The organism is Streptomyces sp. NPDC001787 (assembly GCF_040297465.1).
Taxonomy (GTDB): domain Bacteria; phylum Actinomycetota; class Actinomycetes; order Streptomycetales; family Streptomycetaceae; genus Streptomyces.
The window spans coordinates 76,277-98,972 of record NZ_JBEOZE010000008.1; the positions used below are offsets into that span (position 1 = coordinate 76,277).

28 protein-coding genes are annotated in these 22,696 nt (G+C 69.7%); 23 read left to right on the forward strand and 5 right to left on the reverse strand.

Annotated features, from left to right (window positions below):
• Positions 1 to 9: 9 nt before the first annotated feature.
• Entirely contained in the window at positions 10 to 468 is a 459-nt protein-coding gene (locus ABT170_RS13805) for a hypothetical protein (RefSeq protein ID WP_351866887.1), read from the reverse strand.
• Positions 469 to 705: 237 nt separating this feature from the next.
• Here ABT170_RS13805 and ABT170_RS13810 point away from each other — a divergent pair, with 237 nt between their 5' ends.
• The 3 genes from ABT170_RS13810 to ABT170_RS13820 all read left to right on the forward strand — a co-directional run bounded on the left by ABT170_RS13810 (position 706) and on the right by ABT170_RS13820 (position 2,353).
• Positions 706 to 1,146 carry an SsgA family sporulation/cell division regulator gene (locus ABT170_RS13810; protein ID WP_351866890.1) on the forward strand — a complete coding sequence of 147 codons (441 nt, stop codon included), beginning with the start codon at positions 706 to 708 and terminating at the stop codon, positions 1,144 to 1,146.
• A 188-nt stretch (positions 1,147 to 1,334) separates the two neighbouring features.
• Positions 1,335 to 1,772, forward strand: coding sequence for a hypothetical protein (locus ABT170_RS13815; protein ID WP_351866893.1), 438 nt, complete (start codon positions 1,335 to 1,337; stop codon positions 1,770 to 1,772).
• Between the two features lie 98 nt (positions 1,773 to 1,870).
• The gene (locus ABT170_RS13820) at positions 1,871 to 2,353 is read left to right on the forward strand and encodes a hypothetical protein (RefSeq protein WP_351866895.1); all 483 of its coding nucleotides are present in this window, start codon (positions 1,871 to 1,873) and stop codon (positions 2,351 to 2,353) included.
• 277 nt (positions 2,354 to 2,630) lie between these two features.
• On the opposite strand, the gene ABT170_RS13825 is transcribed toward ABT170_RS13820, so the two are convergent.
• On the reverse strand, positions 2,631 to 2,864 hold the full coding sequence (locus tag ABT170_RS13825) for a DUF397 domain-containing protein (RefSeq protein WP_351866898.1): 234 nt from the start codon (positions 2,862 to 2,864) through the stop codon (positions 2,631 to 2,633).
• Positions 2,861 to 3,766, reverse strand: coding sequence for a helix-turn-helix domain-containing protein (locus tag ABT170_RS13830; protein WP_351866900.1), 906 nt, complete (start codon positions 3,764 to 3,766; stop codon positions 2,861 to 2,863). Before ABT170_RS13830 ends, ABT170_RS13825 begins: the two co-directional genes overlap by 4 nt.
• Before the next feature lie 192 nt (positions 3,767 to 3,958).
• On the opposite strand from ABT170_RS13830, the gene ABT170_RS13835 reads away from it, so the two are divergent.
• Genes ABT170_RS13835 through ABT170_RS13855 form a run of 5 tightly spaced genes read left to right on the forward strand, consistent with a single transcriptional unit; the run spans position 3,959 to position 8,807 of the window.
• Entirely contained in the window at positions 3,959 to 5,452 is a 1,494-nt protein-coding gene (locus ABT170_RS13835; RefSeq protein WP_351866903.1) for a hypothetical protein, read from the forward strand.
• Between the two features lie 41 nt (positions 5,453 to 5,493).
• Entirely contained in the window at positions 5,494 to 6,495 is a 1,002-nt protein-coding gene (locus ABT170_RS13840; protein ID WP_351866906.1) for an asparaginase, read from the forward strand.
• 35 nt (positions 6,496 to 6,530) lie between these two features.
• Positions 6,531 to 7,016: a PPC domain-containing DNA-binding protein gene (locus tag ABT170_RS13845; RefSeq protein ID WP_351866909.1), complete on the forward strand. Its 486-nt coding sequence runs from the start codon at positions 6,531 to 6,533 to the stop codon at positions 7,014 to 7,016.
• Between the two features lie 58 nt (positions 7,017 to 7,074).
• On the forward strand, positions 7,075 to 8,298 hold the full coding sequence (locus ABT170_RS13850) for an NsdA family TPR-like regulatory protein (protein ID WP_351866912.1): 1,224 nt from the start codon (positions 7,075 to 7,077) through the stop codon (positions 8,296 to 8,298).
• Complete coding sequence (locus ABT170_RS13855; RefSeq protein ID WP_351866914.1) at positions 8,295 to 8,807, forward strand: NUDIX domain-containing protein; 513 nt, start codon at positions 8,295 to 8,297, stop codon at positions 8,805 to 8,807. Before ABT170_RS13850 ends, ABT170_RS13855 begins: the two co-directional genes overlap by 4 nt.
• Here ABT170_RS13855 and ABT170_RS13860 read toward each other — a convergent pair.
• Together ABT170_RS13860 and ABT170_RS13865 are read right to left on the reverse strand one after the other, a co-directional pair.
• A complete protein-coding gene (locus ABT170_RS13860) occupies positions 8,780 to 9,847 on the reverse strand; it encodes an aldo/keto reductase (protein ID WP_351866916.1) in 1,068 nt (355 codons plus the stop codon). The two genes, ABT170_RS13855 and ABT170_RS13860, sit on opposite strands and share 28 nt — an antisense overlap.
• A complete protein-coding gene (locus ABT170_RS13865) occupies positions 9,847 to 10,299 on the reverse strand; it encodes an ATP-binding protein (protein ID WP_351866918.1) in 453 nt (150 codons plus the stop codon). The genes ABT170_RS13860 and ABT170_RS13865 overlap by 1 nt, the downstream gene beginning before the upstream one ends.
• Positions 10,300 to 11,410: 1,111 nt before the next feature.
• Between ABT170_RS13865 and ABT170_RS13870 the strand changes: the two genes are divergently transcribed.
• The 15 genes from ABT170_RS13870 (at position 11,411) to ABT170_RS13940 (ending at position 22,655) form a co-directional block, all read left to right on the forward strand.
• Positions 11,411 to 11,611: a DUF5999 family protein gene (locus ABT170_RS13870; protein WP_351866921.1), complete on the forward strand. Its 201-nt coding sequence runs from the start codon at positions 11,411 to 11,413 to the stop codon at positions 11,609 to 11,611.
• An 80-nt stretch (positions 11,612 to 11,691) separates the two neighbouring features.
• Positions 11,692 to 12,288 (forward strand): hypothetical protein, encoded by a 597-nt coding sequence (locus ABT170_RS13875; protein WP_351866924.1) that lies wholly within the window; start codon positions 11,692 to 11,694, stop codon positions 12,286 to 12,288.
• A complete protein-coding gene (locus ABT170_RS13880) occupies positions 12,285 to 12,794 on the forward strand; it encodes a DUF6302 family protein (RefSeq protein WP_351866926.1) in 510 nt (169 codons plus the stop codon). The genes ABT170_RS13875 and ABT170_RS13880 overlap by 4 nt, the downstream gene beginning before the upstream one ends.
• A gap of 97 nt (positions 12,795 to 12,891) precedes the next feature.
• Positions 12,892 to 13,332: a hypothetical protein gene (locus tag ABT170_RS13885; protein WP_351866929.1), complete on the forward strand. Its 441-nt coding sequence runs from the start codon at positions 12,892 to 12,894 to the stop codon at positions 13,330 to 13,332.
• 99 nt (positions 13,333 to 13,431) lie between these two features.
• On the forward strand, positions 13,432 to 13,575 hold the full coding sequence (locus tag ABT170_RS13890) for a hypothetical protein (protein ID WP_351866932.1): 144 nt from the start codon (positions 13,432 to 13,434) through the stop codon (positions 13,573 to 13,575).
• Positions 13,576 to 13,607: 32 nt separating this feature from the next.
• A complete protein-coding gene (locus tag ABT170_RS13895) occupies positions 13,608 to 14,528 on the forward strand; it encodes a Scr1 family TA system antitoxin-like transcriptional regulator (protein WP_351866935.1) in 921 nt (306 codons plus the stop codon).
• Positions 14,525 to 14,713, forward strand: a complete 189-nt coding sequence (locus ABT170_RS13900; protein ID WP_351866938.1) for a hypothetical protein — start codon at positions 14,525 to 14,527, stop codon at positions 14,711 to 14,713. Before ABT170_RS13895 ends, ABT170_RS13900 begins: the two co-directional genes overlap by 4 nt.
• Positions 14,710 to 15,501, forward strand: a complete 792-nt coding sequence (locus tag ABT170_RS13905; RefSeq protein ID WP_351866940.1) for an SAM-dependent methyltransferase — start codon at positions 14,710 to 14,712, stop codon at positions 15,499 to 15,501. The genes ABT170_RS13900 and ABT170_RS13905 overlap by 4 nt, the downstream gene beginning before the upstream one ends.
• Complete coding sequence (locus ABT170_RS13910; protein ID WP_351866943.1) at positions 15,498 to 17,360, forward strand: glycoside hydrolase family 15 protein; 1,863 nt, start codon at positions 15,498 to 15,500, stop codon at positions 17,358 to 17,360. The genes ABT170_RS13905 and ABT170_RS13910 overlap by 4 nt, the downstream gene beginning before the upstream one ends.
• A gap of 145 nt (positions 17,361 to 17,505) precedes the next feature.
• Entirely contained in the window at positions 17,506 to 18,828 is a 1,323-nt protein-coding gene (locus ABT170_RS13915) for a histidine kinase (RefSeq protein ID WP_351866946.1), read from the forward strand.
• Entirely contained in the window at positions 18,821 to 19,249 is a 429-nt protein-coding gene (locus tag ABT170_RS13920) for a roadblock/LC7 domain-containing protein (RefSeq protein WP_351866949.1), read from the forward strand. Before ABT170_RS13915 ends, ABT170_RS13920 begins: the two co-directional genes overlap by 8 nt.
• Before the next feature lie 26 nt (positions 19,250 to 19,275).
• Positions 19,276 to 19,602 carry a DUF742 domain-containing protein gene (locus ABT170_RS13925; protein WP_351866952.1) on the forward strand — a complete coding sequence of 109 codons (327 nt, stop codon included), beginning with the start codon at positions 19,276 to 19,278 and terminating at the stop codon, positions 19,600 to 19,602.
• Positions 19,583 to 20,182: a GTP-binding protein gene (locus ABT170_RS13930; RefSeq protein ID WP_351866955.1), complete on the forward strand. Its 600-nt coding sequence runs from the start codon at positions 19,583 to 19,585 to the stop codon at positions 20,180 to 20,182. The genes ABT170_RS13925 and ABT170_RS13930 overlap by 20 nt, the downstream gene beginning before the upstream one ends.
• A complete protein-coding gene (locus ABT170_RS13935) occupies positions 20,179 to 21,423 on the forward strand; it encodes a cytochrome P450 family protein (protein WP_351866958.1) in 1,245 nt (414 codons plus the stop codon). The genes ABT170_RS13930 and ABT170_RS13935 overlap by 4 nt, the downstream gene beginning before the upstream one ends.
• Positions 21,420 to 22,655, forward strand: coding sequence for a cytochrome P450 family protein (locus ABT170_RS13940; protein ID WP_351866961.1), 1,236 nt, complete (start codon positions 21,420 to 21,422; stop codon positions 22,653 to 22,655). The genes ABT170_RS13935 and ABT170_RS13940 overlap by 4 nt, the downstream gene beginning before the upstream one ends.
• Positions 22,656 to 22,696: the final 41 nt, after the last annotated feature.

Consider the following 22,696-nt stretch of genomic DNA (forward strand, 5'->3'; position numbering starts at 1 on the left):
ACGTTGGGTTCAGAACGTCACCAGCAGCCCGAGCACCATGACCGCCACGATGACGCCGACGACGATGATGCGCGTACTCGAATCGGCCGACCGCCACCAGTGGTCCGCGGTCGGCCAGCCAGAGGCGGCCACTGCCTTGGAACCGATCCGCCTCGTCAGGGGCTTCCGTTCAGCGTCGTCGGGCTCCAGATAGTCAAGATCGCCGTCGCCGTTCTCCTGGATCTGTGCAGCAAGCGCGCCAAGAAGCTCGTCCAGTCGCTCCGGGCCCAGCTCGAGATGCAACTCGGCCCTGTCGTTCCCCAGCACCAGGATGGGGAAGGGATGGTTCTCGTCCGCACTGGTCACCACACTCCAGTCGGCGTAGTCAGCGTGCACCTGATCTTCGGTCTCTGCAGGCGCGGCCTCCGCGGTCTCGGCCGGCGAAGGGATGTAGTCGGCGGGCAATGTCGTGACCTCCTTGCGGGCCACCGCGGTGGTGGCCCCGCCGCATGCTCACCGGTCAACCGGACACGGCCTGTTAGCGGCGGTGATCACAGACGTGAGCTCCGGGTGGTTGTCCGCCTCGCCTCGTAGGTTGCGTGCTCAGTCCCCGAAGGGACCAACGTCGACACCTGCTCATGGATGGCAAGAGATTCGCGACGGGACCACGCTGCAACGGCCTCAGCCAGAAACTCCTGCCATTCACTACCGAGGAGATCAGTTTCGATGAGCACTGATGTGCAGGAGCCGGTCAGCACCGCCTTTGCGATGAGGCTCCACATGCCGCAGCCGCACCCCTGCTTCGTCATCACAGCGTTTCTGCACTACACGCTGGAAGACCCATACGCCGTACGGATCGTCTTCCGCATGAGCATGGGTGACGAGCCTGTCGTCTGGCACGTGAACCGCGACCTCATCCGAGACGGTCTGGTCCGGCAGGTGGGAGAAGGGGATGTACAGATCGGTCCTGATCCGCGCAACGCAGACGACGTCGTCTTCCGCCTCCGTGTGGCCGACGCCAGCGCGCTTCTGACGGCCCCTCGGCCGCCGATCGAAGACTTCCTCCGCCGTACGACCAAAGTGGTTCCGTACGGCAGGGAGAGCTCTGTGCCCAGTGTGCGAGTGGCGCTGGACGCCGAGCTGGGTCGGATCCTCACTACCTCGTAGCCCTGCAACAGATCCCGCTGCCTTGCGCCGACGTCGTCGCGTTGCTTGCAACTTGGGACGCCATGGCCCTGACCGACGTCAGGGCCATGGCCATGTCCGCGCCGACTGGTCGTGCCGCAGGAGACCCTGACGCGCATGTTTCCGCAAGTCCCTGGTCCCGCCGTGCCTGGGCCTGTCAGGCTCGCGGCATGTCCGTACGCGTCTTCCGCCACGTCCACCAAGAGCGCAGCCACCGGACCCTCGGAGGCACCGTCGAACCGCCCGCGACCGAGACCGTCCGATGGGATGCCATGCTCGAAGCGGTCGCCATCAGCCGCGGGCTACCCATGCACAGAGGGAAGGAGCTTTACGAGGCCTGGCTCGCAGATGTGCAGCCGGCTGAATGCCCGTGCACGCTGTGCGGCGTTGTCCGCCAAGCCCTCGAGACCGAGAGGGCCCGGGAGGCCGCAGGCGCCTACCGGAGTGAGAACGGCTTCTGGATCTTCCCGAGCGGGCTCCCTGAGGGAGAGACGCTGACCGGGAGTTACCAGATCGCTGAGGGGGTCTGGGTGGACTCCGACGAGCCACGTTCGACCCCCGGAGACGACCCCACGGAACCGCAGCTCCACACCCCAGCCTCAAAGTGAGTCCTAGGCCACGGTCGTAGCGTTCGATCGTGGACGATAGCCCTTCCCTTCACTCGCCATGATTAGACCTTCACCCGCGACCAGGAGGGGGTCCCGCTGTGCCGGTCCTGCGCCAGATCACCACGTGCACCGAGCCGTCGACCGTCGTCATCGAACGGCGCGCCCGCGCACGCGACCGGTCTGTGGACTACCGGCTGGAGGTCTGCCGACGCCACCGATGGCTGGCGGAGAACTGGACCGGGCGCCGCAGCGCCGACGGTGCCGGCGGACGATGCGGCATCGTCACGGACCACCGCCCCTACGCCCGAATCGTGGAGTCCCATGCCGCCCTGTGGCTACGGCCGCTGACCGCGAACGGCCCCGAGGACTATGACGGCGACCTCGCGGCCGCGCTGCGCGCGGGATACGAGCTGCTGACCGCAGACCGGGAACCGACCGGGGTGGCGATCGCGCTGGGACACGCGGCGCGGATCGCCGAGGCGATCACCGCAGGCACCCTGCCCCTGGCCGAGGGCCAGGCCCAGGTTCTCGCGGCACTCAGCGCGGCGGAGACCCTCGACGCCGGAGCACGAGGTGCCTGACCGGCCACCGCACCACGACCACGGCCCCCCGGGGCGACGGCGGAGAAGGAAGGTCACGCCGGGGTCTTGGGTCGAAGCCGACCGGCCCGTCACAGGGAGGCCAGCCGTGAACGAGGAGTCCTATTGTCCGCCGTCGCTGTTGCCCTGACCACCGCCATCGGAGCCCTGGCTGGCGCTGCGGCACGCCCGTAGGAAGAAGCCACGTTCGAGAAATACCTAGGGCCGACCCCAGATCTACCAAGGTCGGCCCACGGAACTTACCCCTACTCTGCTCGCGTCACAGCTCGAGCAGGAAGTCGAACTCGCCGCCCTTCGCGCCCTCCAGCCACGCCTTGGCCTCTCCCGGTGTGTACACATGGGGCAGCCGATCGGGATTCTGCGAGTCTCCGATCAGTACGTGGCCGTTCTGCACGCCGACGCGAACGCAGTTGCCGCCGCCGCCGCTGTGGGAGGACACCGTCCATTCGACCGACGTCAGGTCGAACGAGGAAGGGTCCGGCTTCGCTGTCACTGTTCTAGCTCCTTGATCCTTTTCTTGAGACGCGAGCGCGTCTCATCGGGGTCCAGCGCTCGCTCCCACAGATCCGTGAAGGTCGCGGAGTAGCGCTGCATGTCGTCGTCGCCGTCGAAGTACAGCGAGCTGACCATCGTCTCGACCCACACGACTTGGCGAGCGGCCTCCGGAAAGGACATGAGTACGAAGGGGCCCGCTGACCCCGGATGCAGGCCGATGGTGTCCGGCAGGATCCGGATGGTGGTGCGAGGGTCCTCGGACTCCTCCAGGACTCGCTCCATCTGCAGTCTCGACACTGCCGGGTCGTCGCCAACGACGCGGAGCGCGCGCTCGTCCACGAGTGCGCGAAAGTCGGTGAGAGCGCCGGCTCGGACGTTCTGCTGGCGGTCCATGCGCACGTCGACGAGTGCTTTGACCTCTGAGTGCCGAAGATCGGGCCGCATCCGGGCGATGACGAGGTAGGCGTAGTCCTCGGTCTGACAGAGACCTGGCCAGAGTTCGCCTTCATAGTTCTTCAGCCCGGCGGCCCGGCGTTCCATGAGCAGGTAGCTCTCGAACTGCATGGGCCCGAGCAGGTGCGCGTTGCGCCGCCACAGGGCAGGGCGCGGTCGGCCGGCTGGCGTGGTGTCGGCTCCCAGCAGCGCCAGGATTTCTGAGCTCTCGGACTCGCTGGCCCTGTAGACCTCGAGAAGCGCCGCGACGAGATCGCGGGCCACGCGGCGGCGCTGACCGCGCTCGAGGCGGCTGATGGCGCTCGTGTCGATCTTGACGCCGCGTTGGCGCAGCACCTCGTGGCGAGCGACGTCGCCTTGCGTGAGGCCCCGGCGCTCGCGCAACTGTTCCAGCCGCAGGCCGACTTCACTGAGGGTCAGCGACCACGGCGTCTTCGCTTCTGGCATGGTGGCCAGTCTGACGGCTCGCCACGTCGCCTACAAGCAATATGGCCGAGCAATTTGCTCGACCATATTGCTAACGGCTTGCCTTTGGGCGCATCCTTGCCAGGGTCACGAAGTGTGCAGTCCCTGTCGCCATGCGTGGACGTAGGGTCGCTGCTCTGCTGCCCGTACACACCCAGGGGAAGGGCTGTCGCGATGAGTCCGACGCTGTTCAGCCTCCTGCTGAAGGAACAGAACCTGACCACCTGGGAAGTGTTCTGCGTGCCCTACACCGCAACCGGGCGAAGCCTCGCCCAGGAGACCAACAACCGTCGTCTCGCCACGGTTGGCCTGGGGCGCACCACCTTCGACCGGTGGTCATCCGGTACCTGGTTCGGCCGGCCCCGCGGTGAGGCAGCACAGATCCTGGAGCGGATGTTCGGACACCCAGTGGACGTGCTGTTTGCTCCCGCGCCCGACGCGGACGAGCCCCTGGTGGCCATGGGGTCTGTGGCGGAACAGGTCGGATCCCGCTGGCCCACCTCCAGCCTGCTGATCCCGGCCGGCGGCCCGGCCGGGACCTGGGAGATCAGCGGGCGCCACCGTCTGGACGGGACGAGTGCCGCAGTACATCTTCTGTCCGTCACCAAGCACGGCGACGAGGTGAACCCTGAGGCGCTGCACCAGGATGCCCAGCGTGACCTGGAGGGGTTCTTACGTCCGGCGCGCCGCGGGTTCCTCGTAGGGGTGGAGGAGCGTCTCGGCAACTTGGAGCTGTACGTCCGCGAAGCTGCATCCGCCCGCCGGGCGGGCCGCCCCGGGCCGCAGTCAACCGGGGCCCTGTCGATTCCCTCGGCCTATCTCCTGGACGACCTCACCTACGGCATCCTCTGGGCACTCACACAACTCGACGACGGTCTCCTGGCCGACGACCAGGTCCTCGACAGCGAGCGCCACATCATCAGCACCTACCTCTCCTTGCCGAGATCGGCCCCCAGCCAGTTCCTCGTCGACCTGAGCGCCGCGGGCAGCAGCTGGATGGGGTCTGCGTTCTGCGCCCAGCACATCGAACAGGAACTGGCCGAGGCTTCAGTGGTGCCGATGTTCTGGACGCGCGAACAGAGCGGCGAGGAAGCGGCCCCTTGGCTGTTCTTCAAGCACAAGCTCGACTACCTCCAGACGCTCACGCGCTTCCACAGCGGCTCAACGCAGACAGTGCGGGTCTTCTGCCTGCCGGAGAACGAGATCGCCCGATCAGAGCGGTACGAGAGGGTACTGCTGCTGTTGGCGATCGCTCTCATGGAGCGCCTCGGAATCCGGGTACGGGTGATACCGAAGCCGGAGTACGCCGAGGTGGACGGCGTGGCCCTCGTACCCGGCCAACGAGCCGTTGTGGCGAACTGGGTGCGAGCTCCCGGCGGTGCACTCTGGGCCGCCGGGAGCACATCGGCCCGGGGCGACCTGCGTACCTACGCCTCGGCGTTCGCCGACGCCCAGAGAAACGATGTCCTCGCTGGCGCCTCGGACCCGGCGGGCCGGCTGCGGATCCTCTCCGGCTACCTGGGCCTGGACTGGAGCTGGTTGACCTCCCGGTGCCGCTCGCTCGGCGAGTACGGTGTCGCAGGCCTCGTACGCCCGCGCAGTCGCCTGCTGACGGTGGAGGCCCTGGACGAGACCCTGCTCTTCCTCGGCAAGCTCACCTCCGACTGATGAGTCCTGTCCACGCTGTCCCCAGAGATGAAAGGCCCTTCGTGTCTCCCGCTGAGCAGCACCGTTCCGTCCTCGTCCTGGCCCTCGGTGGCACCATCGCCATGACCCCCACCGCCTCGGGGCCGGGCGTCGCGCCCACGCTGACCGGTTCCGATCTGGTTGCCGCAGTACCCGGTCTCCGTGGCTTCGAGGTCAGCACGGAGGACTTCCGCAAGCTGCCCGGCGCGTCCCTGACGATCGGCGACATCGTCGACCTGGTGCACAGGCTGGAGCAGGCCGATGGGGAGGGCGTCGACGGGATCGTGGTCACCCAGGGCACCGACACCCTGGAAGAGACCGCGTTCCTGACTGACCTCTACTACCGGGGCAGCACGCCGGTGGTCTTCACCGGCGCCATGCGAAGTGCCGCGGCAGCGGGCGCTGACGGGCCGGCGAACATCCTTGCCGCCGTGCAGGCCGCCACCAGTGCTGGGGTGCGTGATACCGGCGTCTTCGTCGTCATGGGCGACGAGATCCATGCCGCCCGGTACGTCCGGAAGATGCACACGACCAGCCCGGCCGCCTTCACCTCGCCCGCAACGGGCCCTGTCGGCAACTTGGTGGAGGGAACGGTCCGGCTCTGGCATCTGCTGAAGCGCACCGCCCCCGTGGCGCTGCCCCTCACTCCCGAGTCCACCCCGGTCGAGGTGGAGGTCGTCACCGCGTCCCTCGGCAGCAGCGGGATCCTGCTGGAGGGGCTGGAGGGCCGGGTCACCGGCTTGGTCGTGGCCGCCTTCGGCGTCGGCCACGTACCCCAGACGTGGGTCCCCCGGCTGGCTTCTCTGGCCGAGGCCATGCCTGTCGTCCTCGCATCGCGCATCGGAACGGGGCCCGTACTCACCTCGACCTACGCCTTCCCCGGCTCCGAGAGCGACCTGCTGGCCCACGGCCTGATCGCCGCAGGCCCGCTCGACCCGTACAAGGCCCGCCTCGTCCTGGCCGCCCACCTGGCCGCGGGAACTCCCCGCGAGGCGATCGCCAAGGCCTTCCTCGACTACGCCTGATCCCCCAGCAACGATCACGAAGGACGTCCTTGCCCATGCGCTTCTCCCAGGTCCGTCCCGGCCGGCAGTTCGTACTCGCCCTCGACCACGGAGAGGACTTCCTCGACGGGCTCACGAGATTCTGCGAGGAGCAGGACATCCGGTCCGGCTACATCCCCACCTTCGTCGGCGGGTTCAGCTCGGCGCGGCTCGTGGGCACCTGTGAGCCGCTCGCCGACCCCGAGGCCCCGCTGTGGGAGGAAGTCACGGTCGAGACGCTCGAGGCGCTCGGCGGCGGGACGCTCGCCTGGGACCTGGACAAGGACTGCCTGGCGCCCCACATCCATGTCGCGGCTGGCATCAAGGGTGCGGGGGCCGAGGGACGGGTCTCTCACCTGCTCGGCGCGACCGTGCAGTTCATCTCCGAGATCCCGATCATCGAAGTCCTCGGCGACGCGGCGGGCCCGGTCCTGACGCGGCGCCGGGACCCGTCCCTGTATAACGTCCCGCTCCTCGGCTTCGGCCCCGGCACCGGCCTCTGAGAGGGGGGTGGCGATGCGCAGGGCGATCCTCTTCCCGAAGGCGGTCGCGGAGCGGCGCATGCGCGTCTACGAGACGTTCACGGTGCACTTCCAGCGGGCGGCCAAGGAGGTGGCTCAGCTGGACGGTGACCCTTCTCTCGCCTCGGTGTACGTCTCCCGGTCCACCTGGGACCGGTGGATGGCCGGGGACATCAAAGGGCTCCCTCGCCACTCGACCTGCCGGGTCCTGGAGCACCTGCTCGACGAGTCGGCCGAGCGGCTGTTCGGTCCGGCCGAACCGGACGCCGGCGGTCGGACCGAACCCGAACCGGCGGCGAGAGGCGAGCGCCCGCCAGGAAGCGGCGAGGAGGGGCCGCACGTTGCTGCTCTGGAGTCGTTCAGGCTTGCCGACCGTCAGCTCGGTGGAGGCCATGTCTACCGATCCGTGGTGCACTACCTCACCACCGTCGTCGCCCCTGGCCTCTTCGGCTCGACGGAGTCCGGCGAGGACGGCGAGGGAGTTTTCGGGGCCGCGGTCGTACTCACGGAGATGGCGGCGTGGATGGCTCACGATGCCGGTCGGGACGACCTGGCCTCCGGGCACTTCGACCGCGCACTCCGGCTGGCTCAGAGCCTCACCGACGTGACCGCGGGCGCGAACGTACTGGCAGGCATGAGCCACCTGGCCCTGCAGACCCAGCAGGTGGACATCGCCGCCGACCTGGCGCGCAGCGGTTTGGCGCGGCTGTCCGTCGGCCCACGGGTCCCGGCCCTCTCGGCACGCCTCCACGCCATGGAGGCCCGGGCACTCGCCCGGCGCGACGAGGGACGCGGTGCGCGTCAGGCTCTCGACTCCGCACGCGATGCCTTATCCCTCGCGGCCTCCGTTCCGATGTCGCCGTGGGTCGCCCCGTTCGACGATGCGGCCCTGGCCAGTGAGGCGGCCTCCGCATTGCTGGATCTCGGCGCGCTTGACGCCGCGGCTGCGGAAGCGGCGCGTGCACTGGCACTGCGTGACGCGAGCCGGGTGCGGAGCCGGGCGTTCGGGCAGGTCACGCTCGCGCGGGTCTTGTTGGCTCAAGAGCAGGTCGATGCAGCCTGCCAGGTCGGCGTGGAGTTGCTGAGCGCCGGCCAGTCCGTGATGTCGTTGCGACTGAGCAGCCAACTTGCGGTTCTGCAGAGCGATTTCGATCACCATCGCCAGGTTCCGGAAGTCCGTGACCTCCTCTCGCGCATGGCCGCAGCTGCTCGGCACCGTAGATTGCTGCTCGGCAGTCTCGCGCTCCCGGAAGGTCCCCAGTGAACGATGTACCCAGGCCAGGAGAGCCGGGCCGCGACGCCTACCTGGCCGAAGGAAACGCCAAGCAGGCCCGGAAGCGGGCGGCCGCCGATGCCCTGGTGCGCGACGAGGAGGGCCGGCTGCTCTTGGTGAACCCGACCTACAAGGAAGGCTGGGACCTGCCCGGGGGCATGGCCGAGGCGAACGAACCCCCCGATGAAGCACTTCGCCGCGAGCTCCGTGAAGAGCTCGGCCTGAGCGTCACCAGCCTGCATTTCCTGTGCGTCGACTGGGTCGAACCGCATGGCCCGTGGGACGACTACCTCGGCTTCGTCTTCGACGCCGGGGTACTTCCGGCCGGACAGGCCGCAGAGCTGAAGCCCTGCGACGAGGAGATCTCCGAGCACGGTTTCTTCGACGTTCCCAAGGCGCTGCAACTACTGCCGGCTCGGCAGCGGGCCAGGGCGGAACAGGCTCTGCAGGCCCTGAACGACGGGATCCCGCGCTACCTCCGCAACGGCTTCTCCGGCTGAGCCGGAAGTACCTCGCGTTCAGCCGGGTCGGTCGTCTCTACGATCATCGCGCCAGTTTCGGGAAGGCGCATCGCATTCCGGATGAGCTGGAAGACCTCCTCGATCACCGCCAGGTCCGTGGCGCACAGAGGCCCGTCGAGACATTCGAAGTACCGGCTGACCTCTGTCCGGTCGCCCACGCCGACGGCCACCACCGCGTTCTGCGCCTGGTGGAGGATGAACCGTAGGGCGACTCGGAGGCGGGCATCGGCCGAGGGGCCGAACCGGTCGGCCAAGACGGCCAGGCCGTGGTCGATTGCCGCGATCTCCTTCGCCGCCTGGTCCGCCGCCCGGGATTCCATGCGTGGGCGCCTGCCGGCGAGGACGCCGTTGGCCAGCGGAGAGGCGATCAACAAGCCGACGCCGTGGCGGTCGGTGAAGGTTCCCAGGTCCTCGCCGTCACCGATGTCCGGCAGGGGGAGCAGCCCGTTCGCCCGTGTCCAGACGACGTCGGGGCGGATCTCGTCGAAGAGTTCCCGGAAGCGGCGAACGTCGCGGGGGGAGGAGCAGCCGTCCGGGCCTCGCAGGCCGATGGCTCGTATCTGGCCGAGATCCCGAAGGGTCCGCATTTGCTCAACGACGGGGGCGAGGTAGCGATCGCCGTTGCCGAAGTCGTACGACTCCAGTGTGTAGACGGCGAGTTCGGCGAGGTAGAGATTCTCCAGCGTCTGTTCGAGCTGATGGCGCACACGCGGGCCGGCGTACGGGTGAGGAGCAGAGCCCAGGACACGGCCCACGGTGCTGGACACCTGCACCCTGTGGCCCCGGTTCTCTTTGAGGATCTTGCCGACGAGCCGCTCGGCGTGCCCGTGGAGGTGACTGTCCGCCGTGTCGACGAGTTCCACGCCTGACTCCACTGCGCAGCGCAGGCCGTCGAGGAGCTTCTCATCGTCCGGCCGGCTGGTGCTCGTGGACCACCGTGAGGTGCCCGTCCCGACGCACAGGGGTTTCAGGAGCAAGCCCGGGGCCACGGGACGGCGGGGAAGATCGTGGGGCAGCATCAGTGCGTGCCACCCGCTCGGTAGAGGAAGATCGCGACGACTCGTTTCCCTGCCTCATCGCTCTGCACGCGCCAAGCACTGGCCAATTCGTTCACCAGAAACAGGCCTCTCCCGTTCACTTCCTCATCGCCGGCCGGTGCCGGCTTTCGGGGCACTGCGGCCGTGTCGCCATCGCTGTCGCGGACCTGGACCACCGTTCCCCACGGGTATAGGTCGAGGGAGACGTCGACAGCCTCCCCGGCGTGCGTAACCGCGTTGCCCACCAGTTCGTCGGCCACCAGGACCACGTCGTCCATGAACTCCGCCGGGGCCTGGGTGAGCGCACGACGGACTATGCCGCGAGCAGCGCTCTGCGGCGCGTCGAGGCCACGGAGGTCGAGCACGGCGTGCGTCAGCGGACGACCGAGGCTGCATTCCTGGTCTTCTTGCAAGGCGGTACTGGGACCAAGCACGGGGGTCACTCCTCGCTGCATTCACGATGCCCGGGGGGACGGACTGGCAAGTCCTGGTGAATACGGTCGCTGATGACGCGGCGCTGGCGACAGGGAAAGCCGACCCCACTTCTCCCCACTTCATCGCGGTGAAGGCGAACTTCCGGATACCAGCACGGACCGCGGAGGGTCGAATTCGCTCACGAGGTCGAGCTCCACATGGCCAATCCGGCACGACGAGCACCAGCGCAACGTCTCCCAAAGCCCGTCCCAGCCGAAGGGACCGTTCGAAGAAAGGTGCCGAAACCGGCTCCTACCTGGCAGAACACGGAGAACGGCTTCTCCATGCCCCCACAAACCCACCAAGCGGGCGCTTTACTGCAGCCCGTGGATCCGAGTCAAGCGGATCCGATGAAGTGGGGTGAAGTGGGGTGGCGTAGGCGGCGACGGCTGCCGAACCCGTCGCGCGCGTCTCGACACGCTGAAGAATGACCGCTTTTGCCCAGTTCGCCGATGTAGTCGGCAAGGGGGAGTCGGCAAGCAGAGAGCACTTGCCGGTCCCGAAGTGGGGAGAAGTGGGGGTGGCTTTTTGCTACCCGCAAGGCTCGCCAAGGGCAACGCTATTCACAGCTTCACGCGATACCAGGAACACGCACTTCGGCTGCGCAGCCCATGGGCGACCCGCAGGTTCACAGAGGTGAACCCCGCCCTGCGGTCAGTGACCCACCGTTGAGAAGGGGCAGCGCCGGCCACTGCCGTAACCCGCCTTGCACACCCCAGAAGGGAGTAGTTGATGATGGCCCGCCCCGCCGCCGAACGCCGCACGATCAAGGTCTTGGTCACCGCAGAGGCCACCGTCAACCACCCCAAGAACGGGGCGAGCGCCAGCGCACGGCACAGGCTCCCCGTGCACGCCCTGCGCTGCCTTGCCCTCAGGCTCCGTTCCTCAACCGGGAGTTGTCCGGTGCTGCCCCAGCACCGCGGCTCCCGCAAGGCCGGAGCGAGGCACACGGGCACGCCGCCCATGCCTCCCGGCTGCCGCGGCGAGGGACTCCCCCGCGGCAGCCGGTCATCCCTTTCATCGCCGCTCGAGCTCATGCCTCTCAAGCGCCGCTTCCCTCAAGGAATCGCCATGTGTCAGCACGCGCCCGCCTGCCCCTCCGCCGAGGCCCCCGACCACGAGGCCGCCGTCCTGGTCGCGGCGCATCCCGATCAGGGCTGGGCGCTCCGCTGCAACGGGGTACTGACGTTCGACGACACCGGTGAGCTGCTCCCCGACGGCACGATCATTGCCCCGCATCGGCCGGCCGCGATGGCGAGTGCAGCCGCATGACCGCTCGTCGGTACACACATGCTGGCCTCCCGGTGCCGTACGTGACCGCGTGGAGCGTGGAGACGGCACATGCGCCGGCCGTGGTTCGTCACCGAACCGGGCGCGGGATCGGCTTCACGGACGAGGGGCCGTACGACCGCGATGCGGACGGAGTGCTGTGGATCCGTCAGGCCATCGCCCGGGGATCCGGCCGCCCCCTGTTCCCCACCGTCCACGCCTTGCGCCAGCGTCGAACCGTCAGCCGGATGCTGTGCCAGGTCTGCGGCGCCGACACCCTCAAGCACGATCCGGAGCGACAGCTGTTCGTCCTCAAGGACGTGGGGCGGCCGATCGAAGAGGGAGAGCTGACCACCGCAGCCCCGGTCTGCCCCCCGTGTGCGCTGATCGCGGTCGAGCACTGCCCGCACCTGCGCGGGCACGTCGCGGCCTGGGTCGAACGGCCGCTGCCGTGGGGCGTCGCCGGGATCCTGTACGACAGGGACACCCTCTCGCCCGTCCCCGGCGACGACCTCACGAAGGTCGCCTACGGCGATCCCGCCCGCCACTGGCTTGTAGCCACCCGTCAGGTGCTGTCCCTCAACGGCTGTACCGCCGTGTTCAAGCACACCGGGTACCTCCTGCCAGCCGGTGCCATCGAACCTCAGCAGCCGCTGCCGCGCGAGGCGGTGACGACGTGAACCCCTTCCACCCGCCTGCCAAGCAGCTCCTGGGCGTGCAGCTTCTCGCCGCGACGGCCGCCCACGACTACGAGTACTGGAAGAGCCGGCTCGCGAACCCCGGCCTCCTGCTCGACGCGGTGGCCGTGGCTCTGTACCGGCTTCCGCTCCTGGCGGTCCCGGTGGGCACGGATCGCCGCAGCGGGCTCATGGACATGGGCCACCCGGTCTTCGCTGAAGCACTCGCCGACGCCCTGAGGGGACGCCCGGGCTTCGACCAGGTCACGGCCTCCGGGCAGGTCGTGCGCTGGGGCGAGCCGATGCCGGAAGACCTCGCCCCGGATGCCCGCCGCCGCTTCCAGGGACTACGGGAGGAGCCCAGGTACGGGCCCTACATGCGGCCCCCCGCCGGACACGGGGGGCGTGACGAAGGCACGAGGCGCTGGCCTCTCTTGCCCGAGTCACCGCCCGAACGACAGCCCACCCCTCCCCGGGCTGTCGTCGCGGCCGGCGCCGCGTACGCCTGACAGCCGCGGCGCCCTGTCCCCGCTCTGGTGCCGCGCCGGCCGCCCCCGCCACGGCGCGGCACCGGAGCCCCGATCACTCGCTGGAGAACACAACCTCATGACGTTACGCAGTGACCACCTGTGGCATATCGCTCTCGGTGAGCAACCGCCGATGGGGCTTCCTTCGGACCTGGCCTCGGTGCGGGTAGGCCTGGCGCTCGGCCTGCCCGCGCTCGACGCCCTCGTCGGGGAGGGCACGGGCGTCGGGCCGGTGAAGTACTGCCTGGCCCATCGCCAGCTCGTGGTGCCGGTGGAGGCCGAGACGGTGCACCGGTGGAGGGCCGCGCACTCCGACTGCGTTCCCGCAGCGGGATCCCGGAGCTGTGGTGCGGGCGGCTACCGCGGCTGCATGGGCCTGTGGGTGACCCGCCCCGGCCCGGTCCGGAACGCGGTTACCCCGGCCGGCGCGCTGCACGAGGCGCTCAGCCTCACCCGCGCCCGCCTGCGCACGGCACCCGGCACGCGCTACCCCCGTCACCAGGGGGCCCGCTGTGCGTAGACCCGTGTCCGAGAGCAGCGCTTGGTGGCCGTGGAGACCCGGCCGCGATCACCTCCGCGTCCTGCCGTTCACCCTCGCCGAATCCGTGCCGAGGCAGCGGTGACCGCCACCGGACTGGTCATCACCGTCCTGATCGTGCTGGCCATAGCCGCCCTGGTGCTCCTCGGCCCCCGGCTGACCGCTCGGCGGCCCCCGCCGGAAACGGATGACCCTGCTCCGATCCCGCCCCTCGACCTTCCCTGACCACCCGAACACCCAGGCAAGGACCTTTCGACATGCTTCACGCTGTTCCGTCGCCGCCGGCTGAGGTGCCGCAGGCGCCCGCCCGGATCATGACGGGCCTCTACCTGCGGTGCCGGCGCGAAGCGCAGCACATCAGGCTGGAGCAAGCCGCCCGCGTTGTCGGGGTGTCCGTGCCGTCGGTCAGCCGGTGGGAGCGGGCCAAGTCCTCCATTCCGTCGGACGCGCTCGGCACGCTGCTGCGGCTCTACGGGGTGGCGGGGGAGCACGCGAGATTCCTGGTGAGGAGTCTTCCGCCTCAGGGCTACAACCGCGGGATGCACCAGGAGCAGGGTGGGGGCCGACGCGCCCCGCACGACTGCTGGGTGGACGTGGCCCTCGACGAGGCGACGGCTCGTCACATCGCGGTGATGCGCTTGGCGAGCAAGGTCATCCAGTACTGCCGGCAGGTGCCCGCCGGTCTGCGCACCGAGGGCTACCAGCGGTTCGTGCTGGACCCGGAGGTGTGCATCGCCCCTGATGAGCCGGTGCTCGGGCTGCCGTCGTGGGTGCACGGCGTGGACTGGGCCGAGGGACAGCGGCGGACCGTGCTGCTGGACGAGACCGTGCTGGCCCAGGGACGTGGCGATCGCCCCGCGATGGTGGCCGACCAGTTGCGGCACCTGGCCCAGCTCGTGAGCCGAGAGCGCGAGGGGCAGGGCCTGGCCATCCGCGTCCTGCCTGCGGAACAGGTGCTTTTCATCCACACGGTGGGTGCGACCGCCGAGGTGACCCTCCATGAGCACCGGATGGTGGTGACCTTCGGTCTGTCCCCCACCTACGAGACCGGCTCCGGCACCGCGCGGATCATCGGCGCCGGACTACGCGAGGCCGCCGACGCCGCGTGGGGCCGTGAAGCGACACACAGGGCGCTCATGAGCGCGGCCGAGGACATGGAGCGGAGGGCCGCCTCATGATCGCCATCATTCGGCTCCTCACAGTCCTGCTCGGCACCCCACCGCCGGAGGAGCCCATGAGCAGGCTGCTCCTTCTCGACGAAGCCGCCTTCGCGAGCCGTATCCAGGCCCGGCACCCCCATGGCGCGGGTCGCAACGTCCCGGGCGTCGGGCACGCCCTTGCCCGTGTGGGGGTGAGCGCATGACCTCCGGATTCCCCGACGACTACTTCGCGAGACCCACCGTCGCGCGCCTGCAGGACCACCTCGCCGGCGGCACCGACAACTACCGCCCCGACCGGGACTTCGCTCGCGACCTGATCACGGTGGCGCCGTGGCTGCCGGCCAGCGTGCGCGTCAACCGCGCACACGGCCCACGAGTCCTGGCCTGCCTCGCACGGGAGTACGGCATCGACCAGGTCATCGACCTGGGATGCGGCCTGCCGCACGACGACAACCGCTACCTGCCCGACGAGGTGCGCCGCATGGTGTACGTCGACGCCGACCCCGGGGTGGAGGCCCACGCGCGGATGGTTCTGGCCGAGCGGCACGGCACGGCATCACTTCGGGCAGACCTCGGGGACATGCCGGCCCTCCTGGCCGCCGGACCGATCGTGCAGCTCGACCGCGGCCGTCCGATCGGGGTGCTGCTGCACCACGTCCTGCCGTGGATCGGCGACGAGACGGTGCACACCGTCCTGGCGGAGTTGAGGTCCTGGCTTCCGACCGGCTCGGTGCTGTCCGTCACCCACGCCACCACGGACATGGCTCCCGAGGCGATGACTGCCCTGACCCGTCTCTACGAAGGGGCGGGCATCGGCTTCCGGCCCCGGTCCGGGCAGCAGATCCGCGACCTGCTCACCTCCTGGGCGTCGTTGGAGGCGGGCGAGCTGCGAACCACCGCCGCCTGGCGCCGCCCCACGCACGTGCACTCGCGCTTCGACCACTCGCACGCCTACGCCATCATCGCTTCGCCTGGAGACCGCACCTCATGACCACCTCGCCGCCTCGCACTCACACCCCTGCCGTTCGCGCGCCGCGCATCGAGGACTACGCGCTCATCGGCGACATGCAGACCGCTGCTCTGGTCTGCCGGGACGGAAGCGTCGACTGGAACTGCCTGCCGCGCTTCGACTCGGCCGCGGTCTTCGCCGGCCTTCTCGGCACCGACGAGCACGGGTTCTGGCGGATAGCTCCCGCCGTCCCGGACGGTGTGCCCGCCCCGTACGCGAACCGGTGCCGCTACGTAGGCGACAGCCTCCTCGTCGAGTCCGAGTGGGACACCCAGACGGGCACGGTCCGCGTCCTCGATTTCATGCCGCCCCGTGACGGGCACGGCCCGCAGCTGATCCGGATCGTCGAGGGCGTCACCGGCACGGTGGACATGACCTCGGCGCTCGCCCCGCGCTTCGACTACGGCCGGTGGGTGCCGTGGATCTACGACCAGGACGGGCGGATGGCCGCGGTGTCCGGCCGGGACGCGCTGTGGCTCGACACGTCTGCGCAGGGTGAGGAGAAGGACGGCGCCGTCCACCACTCCTTCACCATCGCGGCCGGCGCCCGGGTGGCCTTCGCCATGAGTTGGGCGCCGTCCCACGCTCCCGCGCCCGAGGTCCCCGACGCCGAGGCGGCGCTGAAGGAGACCGCCGCCTTCTGGGAGACGTGGGCGGCCCAGCTCGTCTACGACGGCCCGCACCGTGATGCGGTCGTCCGGTCTCTGATCACGCTGAAGGCGCTCACTCATGCCCCCACCGGCGGGATCGTGGCCGCGCCGACGACCTCCCTGCCCGAGGACCTCGGGGGGGTACGCAACTTCGACTACCGCTACGTATGGCTGCGGGACACGGCGGTCACGCTGTCCGCGCTGCTGCGGACGGGATACCGAAACGAGGCCGTCGCGTGGCGGCAGTGGCTGCTGCGCACGATCGGCGGCGACCCGGAGAACCTGCAGATCATGTACCGCCTCGACGGCCGCCGCGAGATGCCCGAGCGGGAGCTCGACTGGCTTCCCGGATACGAGAACTCCAGCCCAGTCCGGATCGGCAACGGCGCGGTGGACCAGCTGCAGCTGGACGTGCCCGGCGAGGTCATCGAGATGCTGGCCCTGGCGCACGAGCTCGGCGTTGCCCGATGCGAGAACACCGAGCGGCTGCTCCTGCGGCTCGTCGACTACGTCCGCAGGCACTGGCGCATGCCGGACGACTCGATCTGGGAGGTCCGCGGCGGCCGCCAGCACTTCACCTACTCCAAGATCATGTGCTGGGTTGCCGTGGACCGCGTGGTCCGCCTCGTCGAGCAGGGCGTGCTCGACGCGGACCTGGAGGCCCTGGTGGCCCTGCGTGCAGAGATCCACGCCGAGGTGTGTGCACGGGCCTACGACCGCGAGCGCAACACCTTCACGCAGTCGTACGGCTCCAAGGAGCTGGACGCCTCGCTCCTGCTCCTGCCGCAGACCGGGTTCCTTCCGGCAGATGACCCGCGGGTGATCGGCACGGTTGACGCTGTCCGCAGGGAGCTCTCCCCCGACGGCGTCCTGGTCCACCGCTACCGCACGGACGGCCAGCAGGTGGGCATGGACGGCTTCTCGGGGGACGAGGGCGCGTTCCTTCTGTGCTCGTTCTGGCAAGTCGACGCTCTGGCCCTCACCGGCCGACTGGACGAAGCCGAGGCCCTGTTCGAGCGGCTGCTGACTCTGCGCAGTGACCTGGGCCTGCTCGCGGAGGAGTACGACCCGGCCACCGGGCGCCAGGTGGGGAACTTCCCGCAGGCGTACTCGATGCTCGGGCTGGCCAACAGCGCCGTCCGGCTGTACGAGCTGCGCAAGGTGACGCCGGTGACGGTGATCGCCGCGTGAACGACGCCCCTGAGAGCACCGCCGCCGGTCCGGGCTACCGGCGGCTCCGTCCCGGCCCCATCCCCGGCCGCGCGGCGGGACGGGAACACCGCCTCTCCTCCCTCGCTCTCCGCCCGCTGCCGATCCCCATGTGTCAGGAGTCGTCGTGCTCGATCCCCAGGTAACCGCAGCCGTGCTCGGCGCGGGGTTTGCCGTCACGTCCGTGGGTCTCCTCGCGCAGACCCGCGCCAAGCGCGCTCTGGCCGCGCGCTGCACGCAGCTGGAGCAGCAGCACGAGGCCGACAGCACGCACATAGCCGCGCTCGAGGCCGAGGTGCGGCACTTCGCCGACGCGGTGATGCCCGCTCTGGTGGATGTCCTGGCGCGCGGGCACCGCGGTGTGCCGGTCCCCGGCCTCCGCCAGGAGCAGCTGGCCGGCACCGTCGTCGACCACGCGCACCAGGCCGTGACACGGCTGCTGCAGGAGGCTGTGACCGTCACCCGCGAGCAGATCGGGCGCGCGGCCAGGTCTTCGGTGCGCGACGTCATCGATGAGGCGCAGACCGGTCTGCACCGCTGCCAGTTGCGTGTCGTTGAGGAGATGGAGCGCCATCCCGACGGCACGGCGTATCACCAGAGCCTGATGGCCTTCGATCACCTGGTCACCCAGTCCTTGCACACGTTGCAGCGCATGCGGATCCTGACCGGGTCGTGGCCGGGGCTGCAGCGCGCGGACTGCACGGTTCGTGAGGTCGTGGAGTCGGCCCGCGGGCGGATCAGCGACTACCTGCGGGTCAGCTACACCTACGAGCCGCGTACCGGGGAGACCTGGTTGGAGGGGCGGGTCGTCGAGCCGGTCACCGTCGCGCTCACGGAGCTGCTGTCCAATGCGACGGCGTTCTCCGACGGCAAGGTGTTCGTCGAGGTACAGGCGTTCCAGACGGGGTACTGCATCGTCGTCGATGACGGCGGCCTGAACATGAACCACTTCCAGCGCGAGGCGGCGGCCAGGCAGCTGGGGCAGCGTGGAGTCCTGGACGTCACCACCGTGCAGGACACCGGCCAGCTCGGATTCGCGGTCATCGGCCGCCTCGCCGGCGAGTACGGATTCTCCGCGGACGTCACCAGTACCTCCCCGTTCGGCGGGGTGCGGGCCGTACTGCGCATCCCTCAGGAGCTGTTCGGGCACGGCCCGACCGACGAGGAGATTGAGGCCGACCGCCAGGCGGCAGCGTCCCTTGGCGGGCACACGCCCCTCTCCCTGGGACCTGCTGCGGCCGCCGGAGCGGCAGACGCAACTTCCGGAGAACTGACTTCTGGAGGTCTGCCTCAGCGGCGGCGGCGCCCGCCGGTTGCCCCTGCGCCGGTCCGGGACAGCGAGCCCGCGCCGTCGGACGACCCCGATGCGTTCTCCGCCAGCCTCGCCCAGCTGGGGCGGACCATCCACCACACCGAGAACACCCTTGAAGGAGACCAGCTTCATGACTGAGCAGCAGCCGACCGCCGACACCCACGACATGACCTGGGTGCTCAACCGCCTCGCCGAGTCGAAGGGCGTGGAGCACGTGGTTCTGTTCACCAGCGACGGCCTGGTGCTGGCGCACTCCGAAGGGCTGCACCGCGACGTGGCCGACCGGACCGCCGCCAGCTCCTCCAGCCTGTTCTCGCTGGGGCGCGGCGTCGGCGAGTTCGCGCCGTCGGCCGAAGACCCGACCCCGCGCAAGATCATCATCGATCTTCTCGGGGCGTGCGTCCTCGTCTTCGCCGCCGGGCACAACACCGTGATTGCCGTCTCGATCGGCGCGGAGATGACCGACGCCGAGGTCGCGGTCGCGTCCGCCGAGACGATCAAGGCCATCAAGGGCCTGGCCCCCGCGCTGTCCGCGCGCGCGAGGGCCCGGACCTCGTGACGCCCCGCGGCCGCCGGCGTGCCGGGATGGTGCGGCCCTACACCCCTACCGGGGGAAGGGCCGTCCCCACCCGCCGCACGCTGGACGTGGCCACGCTGCTGATCGCCGATCCGAACAAGCCGCTGGCCGGGCTGGACGCTCACTCCCACCGCCTGATGCAGCACTGCCTGCCGGGCGTGCTGTCGCTGGCCGAGGTGAGCGCCGACCTGCAGCTGCCGGCGGCCGTGACGAAGGTCTTGGTCGCCTCCCTCGTCGACAGCGGCCACCTCGTCAGCCGCAGCCCCGTCCCCGCCGCTCAGCAGACCGACCGTCATCTGCTGGAGAGGATTCTCGATGCGCTTGAAAAGCTCTGAGGGCGACTACCTGGCCCCCGGGGTCGAGCAGTCCGTGAAGGTCGTCGTGCTCGGGCCGTTCGCCGTCGGCAAGACCACCCTGGTCGGCGCCGTGTCCGAGATCCGGCCCGCCTCGACCGAAGAACGCCTGACGGAGGCCGGCAAGGCGGTCGACACTCTGCGCGGCCTGTCGGACAAGACCACCACCACCGTGGCGCTCGACTTCGGCCGGCTCACCCTGACCGACGACATCGTGCTCTACCTGTTCGGCGGCCCCGGCCAGCCCCGGTTCAGCTTCATGGTCGACGAGCTGATGCGGGGCGCGCTGGGCGGCGTGGTCCTGGTCGACACCGCGCGGATCACCGAGTCCTGGGACGCCATGGGCCGCATGGAGGAAGCCGGCCTGCCCTACGTAGTCGCCGTCAATACCTTCCACAGCTCGCCCCGCTACGGCGAGAGCGAACTGCGCCGCGCCCTGGACCTGGCCCCCTCCACGCCGCTGGTCGAGTGCGACGTCCGGCGCAGGGAGTCGGCGAAGAAGCCGCTGATCGCGCTCATATCCCACTTGCTTTCCCGCCCCAGCCTGGAGCCCGTCTCATGACCACGCCGCCCCCGCTCTCCACCAGCGGCTGCCCCATGCTGCACGGTGACGCGTTCGCCGCCCAACCGAACGCCGTCTACGAGCAACTGCGCGCCCAGGGCCCGGCCGGATGGGCGGAGATCGCCCCCCGCGTGCATGCACTGGTCGTCACCAACCACCGGGCCGCCGTCACCCTCGTCAACGACACGAACAGCTACTCCAAGGACTCGCGCCTGTGGGCCGACCTGGCGGCCGGCCACGTCCCCCAGGACAGCCCGGTGCTCGGCATGATGGCCTGGCGGCCCTCCGTCCTCTACACCGACGGCGACGAGCACGCCCGCCTGCGCTGGGCCATGGACGACTGCATCGCCCGGATCAGCCCCCACTGGCTTCGGGACATCACCCGGCGCAACGCACTGAAGCTGATCGCCCGGGTCATCACCCGCGGCCGGGCCGACCTGATGGCCGACTTCGCCGACATGGTGCCCATGCTCAACTTCGCCGAAATCCTCGGCTGCCCGCCCGAGAAGACCGACCAGATGGTGCGCGCCTGCCAGGACCTCATCAGCGCCGGCCCCGAAGCCGTCCAGGGCGCCGCGGACTTCGCCGGCCTGCTGTACGAACTCATCCAACTGCGCCGGACACGGCCCGGCCAGGACCTCACCTCCTGGATGATCAACCACGCCGCACAGCTCAGCGACGACGAGATCCTCAACCAGCTGTTCTGCGTCACCGGCGCCGGCCTCATCCCCACGGCCGCCGCCACCGCCTGGACCCTGCACCTGCTGCTGCAGGACGACGAATACGCAGGCAGCCTGGCCTCCGGCACGCTCACCGTGCGCCGGGCTCTGGACAAGGCGCTGTGGGAGCGCGCCCCCATGGCGAACTTCTCCGTCCACTTCGCCCGCCATGACACCTACCTCCACGGCGTTCCCGTACCGGGGGGTGTCCCGGTCCTGATCTCCCACGCCGCCGCGAACACCGACCCCGCACTGCCGAGCGGCCGCAGCTACGACAGCCAGGCCCACCTCGCCTGGTCGGCCGGGCCGCACCGCTGCCCCGCAATCTCCCAGGCCACCACGATCGTGCAGACCGCCGTCGAGACGATCCTCGACCAGCTGTGGGACATGACGCTGACCGGCCAGGGCGCCGAACCCCTTCTGCGGCACGGCCCCTTCCACCAGTGCCCGCAGACGATGCCCGTCACCTTCCGCCCCAAGTCCGCCGACCGCATCCCCGCCCTCGCAGGAGGAACCCCGTGACCAGCAGCACCTCCCCCACCGCGACCGTCACCCTCGACAGCAGCGGCGGCCGCGCCCTGTTCGCCCAAGCCGACACCCTCCGCGCCGCCGGGCCCGCCGTCCGCGTCCGCCTGCCCGGCGACATCACCGCCTGGGCCGTCACCCGCGGCGACGTCGCCAAGGTCCTCCTCACCCACGACGACGTCTCCAAGGACGCCCGCAAGTCCTGGCCGTCCCACACCCCCGGATCCATACCGTGGCTGTACCCGTGGGTGGACGTGGTGTCGATGTTCACCTCCGACGGTGGTGATCACCAGCGCCTGCGCCGGCTGGTCGACCGCGCGTTCACGCCCGCCCGCATCGAGGCGATGCGCCCCGCCATCCGCGCGATCGTCACCGACCTCCTCGACCAGCTGGAGACGCTCGCCCCCACCGGCCGCGTCGACCTTCGCGCGCACTTCTCCTACCCCGTCCCGACCCGGGTGATCTGCGACCTCTTCGGCGTGCCCGCCGAGCAGCGGCCCGAGATGCTCCGTGTGATCGACTCCGTGCTCGCCACGGACGTCACCCCCGAGGAAGCCGAGGCCATCAAGCGCGATCTCGGACAGGCCATGCAGGCCCTGATCGACACCAAGCGCAGCCACCCGGGCGAGGACATGACCAGCCTGCTGCTGGCCACCCACGAAGAGGACGGCGACCGCCTCAGCCACACCGAGCTCATCTCCACCCTCATCCTGATGATCGGCGCCGGCAGCGAGACCGCCGTCGCCCTCATCAACGCCCTCATCCGTGAACTCCTCGCCCACCCCGACCAGCTCGCCGTCGTGCTCGCCGACCCGGCGCGCTGGAGCGACGCCATCGATGAAGCTCTCCGCCTGCACCCTCCGATCATGTACATGCCCCTGCGGTACGCCACGGCGGACATCGATCTGGGCGAGGGCGTCGTCATCCGTCAGGGAGACGCGATCATCATCGGCTTCGGCGCCCACGGCCGCGACCCGGACATCCACGAGAGCCCCGAGGTCTTCCGCATCGACCGGGACGACAAGCAGCACCTGGCCTTCGGCTACGGCATCCACTACTGCCTGGGCGCCCGCCTCGCCAAGCTCGAAGCCGAAGAGGCCCTTCCCGCCCTGTTCCAGCGCTTCCCCCAGCTCGCCCTGACCGGCGACGTCAACGACCTCGAGCCGCAGCGGTCCTTCATCGGCACCGACGTCACCGCGCTCCCCGTCGCACTGCAGCCCACGCCGTAACCGCACCCGAGCGCGGGCCAGGGCAGCCCCCGGTGCCCTGG

Bases quoted from the DNA above. Each gene is read 5' to 3' on its own strand.
- ABT170_RS13815 (WP_351866893.1), top strand. From the start codon at position 1,335: ATGTCCGTACGCGTCTTCCGCCACGTCCACCAAGAGCGCAGCCACCGG.
- ABT170_RS13930 (WP_351866955.1), top strand. From the start codon at position 19,583: ATGCGCTTGAAAAGCTCTGAGGGCGACTACCTGGCCCCCGGGGTCGAG.
- ABT170_RS13905 (WP_351866940.1), top strand. From the start codon at position 14,710: ATGACCTCCGGATTCCCCGACGACTACTTCGCGAGACCCACCGTCGCG.
- ABT170_RS13860 (WP_351866916.1), bottom strand. From the start codon at position 9,847: ATGCTGCCCCACGATCTTCCCCGCCGTCCCGTGGCCCCGGGCTTGCTC.
- ABT170_RS13925 (WP_351866952.1), top strand. From the start codon at position 19,276: ATGGTGCGGCCCTACACCCCTACCGGGGGAAGGGCCGTCCCCACCCGC.
- ABT170_RS13870 (WP_351866921.1), top strand. From the start codon at position 11,411: ATGTGTCAGCACGCGCCCGCCTGCCCCTCCGCCGAGGCCCCCGACCAC.
- ABT170_RS13920 (WP_351866949.1), top strand. From the start codon at position 18,821: ATGACTGAGCAGCAGCCGACCGCCGACACCCACGACATGACCTGGGTG.
- ABT170_RS13900 (WP_351866938.1), top strand. From the start codon at position 14,525: ATGATCGCCATCATTCGGCTCCTCACAGTCCTGCTCGGCACCCCACCG.
- ABT170_RS13935 (WP_351866958.1), top strand. From the start codon at position 20,179: ATGACCACGCCGCCCCCGCTCTCCACCAGCGGCTGCCCCATGCTGCAC.
- ABT170_RS13835 (WP_351866903.1), top strand. From the start codon at position 3,959: ATGAGTCCGACGCTGTTCAGCCTCCTGCTGAAGGAACAGAACCTGACC.
- ABT170_RS13810 (WP_351866890.1), top strand. From the start codon at position 706: ATGAGCACTGATGTGCAGGAGCCGGTCAGCACCGCCTTTGCGATGAGG.
- ABT170_RS13895 (WP_351866935.1), top strand. From the start codon at position 13,608: ATGCTTCACGCTGTTCCGTCGCCGCCGGCTGAGGTGCCGCAGGCGCCC.
- ABT170_RS13910 (WP_351866943.1), top strand. From the start codon at position 15,498: ATGACCACCTCGCCGCCTCGCACTCACACCCCTGCCGTTCGCGCGCCG.
- ABT170_RS13830 (WP_351866900.1), bottom strand. From the start codon at position 3,766: ATGCCAGAAGCGAAGACGCCGTGGTCGCTGACCCTCAGTGAAGTCGGC.
- ABT170_RS13850 (WP_351866912.1), top strand. From the start codon at position 7,075: ATGCGCGTCTACGAGACGTTCACGGTGCACTTCCAGCGGGCGGCCAAG.
- ABT170_RS13845 (WP_351866909.1), top strand. From the start codon at position 6,531: ATGCGCTTCTCCCAGGTCCGTCCCGGCCGGCAGTTCGTACTCGCCCTC.
- ABT170_RS13885 (WP_351866929.1), top strand. From the start codon at position 12,892: ATGACGTTACGCAGTGACCACCTGTGGCATATCGCTCTCGGTGAGCAA.